General features: G+C 55.0%; 9 protein-coding genes and 1 pseudogene. 2 read left to right on the forward strand and 8 right to left on the reverse strand.

What is annotated here, in order from left to right; genetic code table 11:
• Positions 1 to 68: 68 nt before the first annotated feature.
• Positions 69 to 2,015, forward strand: coding sequence for a hypothetical protein (locus tag CGZ80_RS10850; protein ID WP_094414215.1), 1,947 nt, complete (start codon positions 69 to 71; stop codon positions 2,013 to 2,015).
• 115 nt (positions 2,016 to 2,130) lie between these two features.
• On the opposite strand, the gene CGZ80_RS10855 is transcribed toward CGZ80_RS10850, so the two are convergent.
• The 8 genes and pseudogenes from CGZ80_RS10855 to CGZ80_RS10890 all read right to left on the reverse strand — a co-directional run.
• Positions 2,131 to 3,120, reverse strand: coding sequence for a DHH family phosphoesterase (locus tag CGZ80_RS10855; RefSeq protein ID WP_094414217.1), 990 nt, complete (start codon positions 3,118 to 3,120; stop codon positions 2,131 to 2,133).
• A 24-nt stretch (positions 3,121 to 3,144) separates the two neighbouring features.
• Positions 3,145 to 4,092, reverse strand: a complete 948-nt coding sequence (locus CGZ80_RS10860) for a bifunctional riboflavin kinase/FAD synthetase (protein WP_094414219.1) — start codon at positions 4,090 to 4,092, stop codon at positions 3,145 to 3,147.
• Positions 4,093 to 4,298: 206 nt separating this feature from the next.
• Positions 4,299 to 4,769, reverse strand: coding sequence for an ABC transporter permease (locus tag CGZ80_RS28975; RefSeq protein WP_255407706.1), 471 nt, complete (start codon positions 4,767 to 4,769; stop codon positions 4,299 to 4,301).
• Positions 4,766 to 5,377, reverse strand: coding sequence for an ABC transporter permease (locus CGZ80_RS28980; RefSeq protein WP_094414223.1), 612 nt, complete (start codon positions 5,375 to 5,377; stop codon positions 4,766 to 4,768). Before CGZ80_RS28980 ends, CGZ80_RS28975 begins: the two co-directional genes overlap by 4 nt.
• A gap of 46 nt (positions 5,378 to 5,423) precedes the next feature.
• Positions 5,424 to 6,902: a sugar ABC transporter ATP-binding protein gene (locus tag CGZ80_RS10875; protein WP_094414225.1), complete on the reverse strand. Its 1,479-nt coding sequence runs from the start codon at positions 6,900 to 6,902 to the stop codon at positions 5,424 to 5,426.
• A complete protein-coding gene (locus CGZ80_RS10880; RefSeq protein ID WP_233148357.1) occupies positions 6,899 to 7,900 on the reverse strand; it encodes a substrate-binding domain-containing protein in 1,002 nt (333 codons plus the stop codon). Before CGZ80_RS10880 ends, CGZ80_RS10875 begins: the two co-directional genes overlap by 4 nt.
• 47 nt (positions 7,901 to 7,947) lie before the next feature.
• Positions 7,948 to 8,832: an NAD(P)H-hydrate dehydratase gene (locus CGZ80_RS10885; protein WP_094414227.1), complete on the reverse strand. Its 885-nt coding sequence runs from the start codon at positions 8,830 to 8,832 to the stop codon at positions 7,948 to 7,950.
• A gap of 7 nt (positions 8,833 to 8,839) precedes the next feature.
• Positions 8,840 to 9,094, reverse strand: a pseudogene (locus CGZ80_RS10890) (hypothetical protein); the annotation flags it as partial.
• Positions 9,095 to 9,679: 585 nt separating this feature from the next.
• Between CGZ80_RS10890 and CGZ80_RS10900 the strand changes: the two are divergent.
• The coding region (locus tag CGZ80_RS10900; protein WP_094414231.1) for a glycosyltransferase family 2 protein at positions 9,680 to 10,610 on the forward strand (931 nt) is incomplete at its 3' end.

A 10,610-nucleotide genomic window follows, 5' to 3' on the forward strand; every position in this document is an offset into this window, starting at 1 on the left:
CGCAGAATCACTTTTTTTCCTGAGGTTCGTTCCACCACGCGAGGCGGAAACTGCCGAAAGACAACGATATGAAATCTTTTCTTCGATACAGCCAAAAAATTTTGTCGGCTGCCGTGCTGTTCACATTGGTGCTAGGCACACTGACCGAACGAGCGGTAGCACAGGATAACACCGATACCTATGTCAGCGGGATCGACTTGCTCCCCGAGTCCACCGCTGGAGTCGTTCGGATTCCTCGGCTGCCCGATTTTTGTAACGCTTGGCAACAAACCAACCTAGGGCAAATGCTTGCATCGAAAGAGATGCAACCATTCATCGACGCTCAGCGCGAGCGTGCGATGAACTATTTTGACACCCTGGATCGCAAAATCGGCTTGAAGGCAAAAGACCTCTACGACATCGCGTCTGGGGAAGTTGTGTTCGCTTGGATGGCGTTTCCCAACGATAACAAACGCCCGTTCTCGTTCTGTGTCATCGCCGATACACGCGGCCGCCAGGAAGACGCTGACGTGGCCGGTAAACAGATCGACGAAGAACTGAAAGCTGGTGGTGCGACTCGCGAAGACATCGAATTTGGTGGGGAAACGATCCGCGTTTACCGCACCAAACCGAAACCGGGTCAACTGAAGGTCGAAGAGATCGCAATCTCCTGGAACGCGGATCGATTCATCGCTGCTGATCGCGAAGTCATCGTCAAAGAACTGCTTACCGCGGTCTCGGACGAATCGGCTCGCAAAGCGTTTTCGAAACGCGAGAGCTTCATCAACGCGATGAATAAGTCACGCACTTCGATCGAAGACGCCAACGAGGCGACCGCCAAGGTTTGCTGGGAATGGTACGCCGAGCCTTTCTCGATGGGCCGCATCCTGCGTGAAGTCTTCGAATATGATCGCCACGATGACTTGGACATCATCGAACTGCTCGAAGGGCAGGGCTTTGGCGTCATTGAAGCACTTGGTGGTGTCGGCGCAGTCAACGGAGACCGCTTTGACGTTTTGCACCGCGGCGTGTTGCTGACGTCAGGAAAGCTGACCAAGGGCTCGCGTATGCTGCAACCGACTAACAAACCGCTGCAGCCCGTCCCCACCTGGCCGACACCGGATTGTGGTGCGTTCTATCGCTTGAACTGGGACTTGGAAACCGCGTTCTGGTCCGCCGAATCGCTCGTCAACGCCGCTTTGGGTGACGACCTGTTCCGCCCGATGCTGAACGGCATCCGCGACGACGTCGAAGGCCCACAGATTGACTTCGCCAAAGACTTTATTCCGAATCTCGACGACCAAGTGTTGTTGATCACCGACAACACCACTCCGGTCGGTCCCGAATCCGATCGCATGCTGATCGCCGTTCGCATCATCAATCCCGATGTGGTCGCCGAAGTCATCCGTAAATGGATGGAAGTCGAACCCGATGCTCAAAAACTGGACGTCGAGGAATTTGACGTTTGGCAAGTCGAACCCGGCAGCGGCACCAGCGACGATGACTTGGACGCAGACCTTGCCGAACTCGGCTTTGGTGATGTCGTCGAAGAGGACGTCGAGCCACTTCTGAACCACTGGTCCATCGCTGTCGTTCGCGGCAAAACGAAAGAAGACGCGTACCTGATGTTCTCCAGCCATTCGGAATTGCTGGTCAAAATGGGGCAACGCGTGACTGCGGGCGTCAACAACAACGACGGACTCATTGATACCGAAACTTGCAAATCAGTCACCCAAGCGATCAAAGACCTTGGTGCCGAAGAAGTCTTCATTGACGGCGTTTACCAGCCGCACGTGTCGCTGCGTGCTCGCTGGGAACTGCTGCGAAAAGGGCAACTAAAAGACAGCGATTCGCTGCTTGCCAACCTGATCCGTCGCTTCGTCGAAAAGGAACAAGAGAACGGTCAAACAGATCCGCTCAAGGCTTCGCTGCTGCCGCCATTTGCCAAGATCGAATCGTACCTAAAGGGCGGCGGCGTGTTCTGGTCCAAGTCCGAAGACGGCTGGGATATGACCGGCTTCTTGCTCAAAGAGTAACGCGACGACGCAGCTTGTAGGGTTTGCCGAGAGGGCTTACCTTCGATGGGCCGCATCATTTTCGATGCAGCCCAATCGGATCAGCCCCAGTCGGACCAGAAAGTCGCCTCTTAAGCTACAGAACTCGCTGTAGCTCTTCGGTCATCGCGGCCAAGACCTTCGTTCGAACGTCATCCAGGCAGCCTTCCTGGAACGCACCGGCGGCCGCTTTGTGGCCGCCACCACCGAATCGTGATGCGACCTCGTTGCAATCCAATTCACAGCGGCTGCGGAACGAAATCTTGAATCCGCCACGACGCTGTTCGATAAAGATGACTGCGGCTTTTGTGTTGCGAACGGCAAGCGTCAGGTTGATCGAATCTTCGGTGTCACTGTGTAACGCACCCACCGATTCGAAGTCACGGTTTTCGACGTAGGTGTGAACCAAGGCCCCGTCCAGTTCACTGGCCGTCCGAGACAAAATCAAACCGCGCAGTTTCAGTCGCGCCAACGTATCTCGCTCGTAAAGGTCGCCGTACATTTCGGCCGGGACCACTCCGCAATCGATCAAGCGCGCGATCACGCGATAGGTATCTGACGAGACACTGCTGAAACGGAACCAACCGGTATCAGTCGCGATTGCGGCGAACAAAGCGGTCGCCATCTTTCGATCGATGTCAACGCCCAGGGCATCCGCGGCCGCGACAACCAACGTTCCTGTCGCTTCGGCTTGGTAATCCTTGTACATCGTCGCGCCCAGTTCTTCTTCGCCGACGTGATGGTCCAGAACCATCTTGTCACACTTGGCACTGCGAATCACATCGGCCATGTCGCCGAGTTGTACCCAAGCACTCGTGTCCAAGATCATGAAGCAATCACAGCTGATCTCATCAGCCTGGACATGATCACCAAGGACTTCGATCGTTCCGGCAGGATCAAGAAACTCTAGGGACGGCGGCACGCGGTGAGCATTGATGATCCGAACGTCTTTGCCAAGTTTTCGCAAGATCGCCGCCATACCCAGTTCACTTCCGATCGCATCGCAATCGGGGCGAACATGACTGACCAAAACGAAAGATTGGTAGTGGCTGATCTGATCGGAAAAGCGTTTCCAAAGAATGCTCATATTGAATCGTCGTGAGAAGTTGAATTATTGGAGCAATCGCTCACAGGTTTGAATGTCTTGACGAAGTTGGTGTGACAGCTGTTCGACGGACCCAAAACGCTCGACACCACGGACACGTTCGACGAAGTCCACTGTAAGCGTTCTTCCGTACAAATCATCGTTGTAGTTCAACAGGTGAACTTCGATTTGCTCGGGAGCTCCCGAGCCGAAGGTTGGGCTCTCCCCGATATGGATCGCCGCGGGCAGTTTGCTTGCTTCGGAATCGCCGAGAATTCCCCACCCGGCATAGACGCCTGGTGCGGGCGTCACCACGTCTTGCACCAACAGATTCGCGGTCGGAAACCCAATCGTTCGTCCACGCGCGTCACCGTGTCGGACGTCACCGGAAACTCGGTGGTACACCCCCAACATTGATGCGGCCGCAGCGACATCGCCGATGGCAAGTGTTTCGCGGATCCGTGTGCTGCTGATGACGTCCTCGTCTTGGCAGTGCATTTCGGCAACCCGAAACTGAATCCCTCGTTCGGCGCACAATTCGGTCAGTAGATCGACGTTGCCGCGACGCCCTTTACCGAAACAGAAATTGGCCCCCTCAATCATCCCACGAGCATGCAGGTTATTGACCAACAGGGACTCAAAGAATGCCTCAGCCGACAGCGAAAGCAATTCGGGCGTGGTTTGAATCACCACCAGAAAATCAATTCCCAAGCGATTCATTCGCCGGGCCCGTTCGTCAATCGTTGAAAGCCGCTTGGGCGCCGCGTCGGGGCGTAAGATTGCGATCGGATGCGGGTCGAAGACACAAGCCGCCGTGGCAGCGTTGAGCTCACCGGCTAGCGATTTTGCCTGACCGAGTAGTTGCGCATGGCCGCGGTGAACGCCGTCAAAATTGCCGATCGAAGCGACACAACCGTGAAGCGCAGCAGGGATCGTCGTCGCAGTGATGTCGGCTAGCGAAACGATCTCAGTCACGGGGCCTTACGCAGGTGTGGGGCGCTAAAAATTGAGGCAAAGGGGCCAATCCGCACGTGGCGGGGCACCGTTCGGCTTTGCCACAGCATTGTCGCCACGTAGTTTGGTCGAAAGCCACCGAGATGGCGAGTGGGGACGCCCAACCGCCCCGGCGGCGAGTCAACGCGGACGTGATTTCGGCGACCGGGGCACAGAACGGAGGCCGCTTATCGCAACCGGTCGAACAGCCATTTCGGCTTACCGCTTCGCAGGCCATCGATCAATACGGCGATGATGATAATGACGCCGATGATGATGTGCGTGTAGGTGTTCGGAATCGACAACATCGTGCAGCCGCTGCCGATCGTTTTAATGATCAGGGCGCCCACGACCGTTCCGAAGACGGAACCACGCCCCCCGCTCAGACTGCCGCCGCCAAGGACCACCGCCGCAATGATCTCCAATTCTTTGCCGGTACCGTCCGACGGATTTCCATTTTTGACGTTGGCAAAATACAGAAGCGCCCCGGCCGCCACAAAGATTCCCGCAAACGCATACACAGCGACCGTCGTCATCCCCACCCGGATCCCGCATAGGCGTGCCGTTGCCGGGTTCGATCCGATCGCCACCATATTGCGTCCAAACACGGTGAAGTGCATCAACATCGCGACGCCGATCCCCAGAACGATCGCGATCAATGCACTAGACGGAACATGCAGCCAGTCGAACCAATAGCGATCCGAATTGCTTCCGGTGTAACAAAGGTACCGCATCCAATCCGGCAGGTGCTCCGTCTCGGGATACACCGTCGACTCACTCGCGATGACTTGACCGATCCCCAAAAAATCGTCATCGTCCCCAACGTGACGATGAACGGAACGATCTCGGCCAAGGCGATGATCAAGCCATTGATTAGACCGCACGCAATGCCAACGCCCAGCCCAACCGCAAGTGCACACACCACCCAATACGTCGCATCTTCGGCGCCGACCGGTACCGTGTAATCACGAAACGCGAGCGCCAACGCTGTTCCGCAAAGCGTTAGTGCGGTTCCCGCCGAGAGATCGATCCCGCCGGCGATGATGATCATCGTCATGCCCATCGCGGGCACCGCGACGAGCGCAGCGGAATTGGCAATCACTCGGGCATTCCGAGCCGAGAAAAAACTCTGACTCCCGAATTGATGATCCAAGACCGAAAACAGTCCCACGACCACCAATAACGCATACGCGGGTCCGAGTCGTCCCAGAAACTTGAGTAGGGGATTTGCCTTCCGTTGATCCGCCGACGGTTGATTCTCTGTCATCTCTCGAAATCGTACCAAACGATCCAGGTTGATTCTTTCAATGGTGTTACCCGACGGCGGCAGCCATCAAGTCTTCTTCGGTCCAATCTTTCGCCTTGCGAATTTCGGTCATCCGACCACGTGACATCACGCCGATGCGGTCACAAACCGAGAGCAGTTCGGGCAAGTATGAACTGACAAAAACCACGGTCCGTCCGCTGGCTGCCAGTTCACCGATCATACGGTAGATCTCGGCCTTGGTTCCGACATCAATCCCTTTGGTGGGCTCATCCAATAAATAGATGTCCGCATTCTGCGCTAACAATCGTGCGAAGGCGACTTTCTGCTGATTGCCACCGGACAGCTCCGATACGATTTGGTCGCCGCTCGATGCCTTGACCTCCACCTGCCGAATCAGTCGTTCGGTTTCGGCCTTTCGAGCACCCAACTTAACGATACCAAGCGTACTGAATCGCCGATGGTTTCCCATGCAGATGTTTTCTGTCACCGATAGCGTCTGCGCGAGCCCTTCCGACTTGCGATCTTCGCTTAGCAACCCGAATCCTTCCCGGCGTCGGGCGCCAACACGATGCGGCAAGCTCCGTCCTTCAAGTTGCACATGGCCTTGGTAGGACGGTTCCAAAGCGTACAAGCACCGCAACAACTCCGTCCGTCCTGCGCCAACCAAACCGGCGACACCGAAGATCTCGCCCTCATGAATTCGCAAGCTGACATCGACTGGGGCAGGGGAGGACGAAACGTTCTTGAGCGTCAGACGTGGCATGCCGACTTCGTGAGGGACGTGCGGAAACAAGTCATTGACGTCCCGCCCAACCATCAACGAAATGATTTGGTCATCGCTGATGTCACTCAAACTGCCTTCGCCAACACTCTGGCCGTCGCGCAAGACAGCGTAGTCATCGGCAACCCGACGAACTTCTTCCAAGAAGTGGCTGATATAAATGATCGCCAAACCGCGTTCTCGCAATTGTCCGATGATCTCGAACAGTCGGTCGACGTCTGCCGCCGGTAGCGAGCTGGTCGGTTCATCAAGCAAGATAATCTTGGCATCACTGATTAGCGCTCTCGCCACTTCGATCAACTGGCATGTCGCGATCGATTGATCACCAGTCCTTGCTGCTGGCGACAAGTGCCCCAATCCCACTCGCCGCATGGCTTCGCGGACTCGCCTCCGTTGAACGCCGCGAACCAACGTCCCTAGCCCGGTACCTGACCGCCCAAGCATCAGGTTGTCTTCGATACTTAGATCGGGCGCCAGCGTCAGTTCCTGGTACACGATCGCGACACCACGATTCTTTGCGTCAATCGGTCCGCTCGGCGAATACGGCTTGCCGTCAAGCATCATCCAACCGGAGTCACAGCGGTGCGCGCCGCTGAGCACTTTCAACAGCGTGCTTTTGCCCGCGCCGTTTTCCCCGATCAACGCAAGCACTCGTCCGCTCTCGGCTTTCAAACAGACCTGATCGAGCGCACGCGTGGGTCCAAAACGTTTGCTAACGTCGGTGACTTCTAGAAGCGAACTCAATCGACAATCTGTGGTTTGAGCAAACGCTGATAGGTTTCTTCATCCATATTTTCGGGCGTCGCTAAGTACTCGCCCGTGCTTTGAAATTCTTCGGTCGCATTTCCGTTGAGGGCGGCAATCATCGTTTTGACACCTTGATAACCCATTTCCACGGGATCTTGCAGCACGATCCCGTGGACCGAACCGTTGCGCATGCCTTCAATCAGTGCGTCGCTTGGGTCAAACGCAATGAACTTGACCTTGCCAGCCAAACCGGCGTTCTTGATCGCTTCTAATGTTCCGTTGGCATTCGGTTCACAGACCGCGAAGATCCCTTCTAATGCATCGCCATGAAGTTGCAGCAATTGGTCGACCTTTTCTTTCGCTTGAGTCGAGTTTTCGCCGCCATATTGGTCACTGGAGATCACGTTGATTTCTGGATACATCGCGATCGCTTCCAAAAACCCGTTCTCACGCTGTTCCGTACTTTCGCTGCCAGCAAGGTAACGCAGCAAGACAACATTTCCTGATTCGCCGATCGCTTTTGCCAGTGCGTCGGCAGCCATTTGCCCACCTTTAAAATTGTCGGTCGCGACATAGCCGGAAATTTTTGGTCCTTCATCCAAGCCACTGTCAAAAATCACGACCGGGATGCCTTCGCCGACGGACTCTTCAACAGCATCGACCAAACCGCCTTTTTGATTTGGCGCCAAAACGATTCCATCGACGCCGCGTGTGATCATGTCTTTGACCACTTCGATTTGACTGCCGGTGTCACTCTCGACCACGGGACCTTTCCAAATGATCTCGACGTCACCGATCTCCTGTGCGGCTTTCTGCGCTCCGAAGTTCACCGACTTCCAAAACTCATGGCTGGTGCCCTTGGGGATCACCGCGATTTTACGAACGCTCGTGTTGCCGCTAGTTCTTTTTTCCGAGGTGCATCCGGCGGAAAAAGCTAACAGGGGCAACAATCCAAGTGTAAGACGACAAAACGCCGAAAGAGACATTCGTTTCATCACTGATCGATTCGGTGGGGAAGGGCAGGGCGGTACTTCGCTCCCCCTTATGATAACCGATGCGATTGTGCGATGGCTTTGATCGCGTTTGGTAGATAAGCAATTATTTCCAAGCAGGTGACCGCCGGTTGGCTTCGCTGTTCGGCGGCGAAGTCGCCCGCCAAGCCATGCAAAAACACTCCTAGGGTTGCTGCATCAAACGGGGTTAAACCCTGTCCCAAAAGCGACGTGACGATTCCTGTCAGAACGTCACCGCTGCCCGCGGTTGCCATACCAGGATTGCCAGTTGTGTTGACATAAGTTTCAGCGGAAACCACACAAGTTGGGCCGCCTTTAACGATCATGGTCAATCCGTGACGTTCTGACAATCGCTTCGCGGCTTCGATTTGGCCGTCGCGGTCTTTGGGTGATACGCCAGTCAATCGCGATAACTCGCCGGGGTGCGGCGTCAACACAAGACTTTCTTGATCGCGAGGCAGGGCAGGGTCGTCCAACCAACGGTGCTTGGCCAAAAGATTGATTGCGTCTGCGTCGAAGACGCGTGGCTTGTCGGTGCAGCGAAGTAAACGTTCGACTAATCCAGCGGCGCCTTTCCCGGTCCGCATCCCTGGGCCGCAGCCAACGCAATCGTACGACTCCCAATCCAAGCTCGCTTCTTCGCCAAAGCAACCGTCGGGCGTTTCTTGGACAGGGATCGTCATGATGCCTGGATGGAATCCGGCCACCGTTTCTAAACAGCGATCGGGAATCGCGGTGGATACCAACCCCGATCCAGTGGTTAGCGCGGCGATCGACGAAAGCGCGATCGAGCCAGCCATGCCGCGAGATGCTCCCACCAACAGCACCTTGCCAAAGTTTCCTTTGTGCGCGTCGGTTTCGCGGTTCGGCCAATTGGGGACGCTGGTTAGCGGAGGAGGACAGGGGACTTGCATGAAAAATTTATTCCTCGTCGTCGTCGAGATCGCCTGTGGACTCATGCCCCTTGATCACTAAACCGGCCAAGTACGCCGCCTTGAATCCTGCATCGATATTCACAACGGCGACGTTCGAAGCACAGGAACTGAGCATTCCCATCAGCGGTGTCAGGCCACCAAGCGTCGCGCCATAGCCGACGCTGGTCGGAACCGCGAACACGGGGACAGCCAAGTGACCACCAACCGCGGCGGGCAGTGCACCTTCCATACCGGCAAGCAACGCTTTCAAATAGATCGGTTCGGGAGTTTCGTTTATTGCTGCTTTATTACGTTTTGGAAAGTCAGCAACGCGGCTACGTAGGTGGTCACTTTGGGTTTTCATCTTGCGTGCATGAGGCATTTAAATCGCGTTGGCATTTTGTTACGGTTCTGAGGGATCCTGTCGAGCGGTGGGTTTCTAGCTACTTTTATAATCGATATAAGGTCAGTTCTCATTGTTCGGTTGACGTTGGTCTAGAGGAGTTTGTTGAATCAGTTGAGGGGCGAGCTGAGGGGTGTATGTATGCTCGACTGCTCTCTGATGGTGTGGTTGGAGCTTCATTGACAACCCAGGTTCAGGAGGCAATTGATAATCTCGCTAGGTTTACTGTGGTGGGAATCACTGAGGACTTGCCCAGGTTTCAGCGTGAGGTACTTAGTGTGTTTGGGGCAAAAATTAAGTTAGGAATTGAGAATCGCAGTCCGGTAGAGAAATCCCAGCAACGGCAGATGTTAACGCCTGAATTAAGGGAGAAAATTGTGAGGCTTTGCGAACCTGATCTTGAGATTTACAGGCAGGCGATTGATATGCGGAGGATTGCTGCTAATGGGGATTAGTCCATTAGTTTCCATCGTAATCCCCTGCTTCAATGCCGAATCCTATATTGCCGAGGCAATTGAGAGTGTGTTGGCGCAGAGTTATCCCCATGTCGAAGTGGTGGTCGTGGATGATGGTTCTACCGATTCCAGCTTAGAGGTAATTAAGTCGTTTGGAGATCGTGTGCGGTGGTACTCTGGTCCGAATCTTGGCGGCTGTGCCGCTCGGAATCGGGGCGTGCAGATGGCTCAGGGAGAGTTGGTTCAGTTTCTTGACTCGGACGATCTGCTCGGCCCTGATAAGCTCAAAGCTCAGGTTCCCCTTGCGTTGCAATCTCCGGATGACGTTACCTATTGCGACTACGAGGCTCGTGATTTTGAATCCGGCAAGCAGTGTCGGATTCATTCCGTAGAGTCCCGGGGACTTGATCCCGTGGAGTTTGTTTTGGTGAATCAGCGCCTAGGAACTCCTTCGCCGCTCCACTGGCGGTCGCAACTGTTAGCGTTGGGTGGATTTAGAGAAGGACTGAGCTGTGCCCAAGAGTATGATTTGCATCTAAGGCTGGCCTGTTCAGGGACGCGATTTCTCCATGTTCCTGAAGTGCTTTATGTTGTTCGGCAGCGTAGGGGAAGTGTTTCAAGTAATTCAATGCGGGTTATTGATCAGCACGAGCAGATATTGCTTGAAGCTTGGGGGTCGTTGGCACAAGCAGGAAAGCTGACTGATCACATTTCGGCAAGTTTTGCGGGAATTTTGGCCACCGATGCCCGTGTCTACATTCGTAATCAGCAATACGATCGGGCTTCGCATTATTTTCAATTGGCAGCGAACTTGCACGAAAATGGGGGAATCGATCGAGCTTATTCGGCACCAGTAAGATGGTTAAGGGCGATCATGGGGGCTGTGACTGCCGAGTGGTTGGTTGGCTCGAAACCCAAAC

Source organism: Rhodopirellula sp. MGV (assembly GCF_002251265.1).
GTDB classification, from domain to species: domain Bacteria; phylum Planctomycetota; class Planctomycetia; order Pirellulales; family Pirellulaceae; genus Stieleria; species Stieleria baltica_A.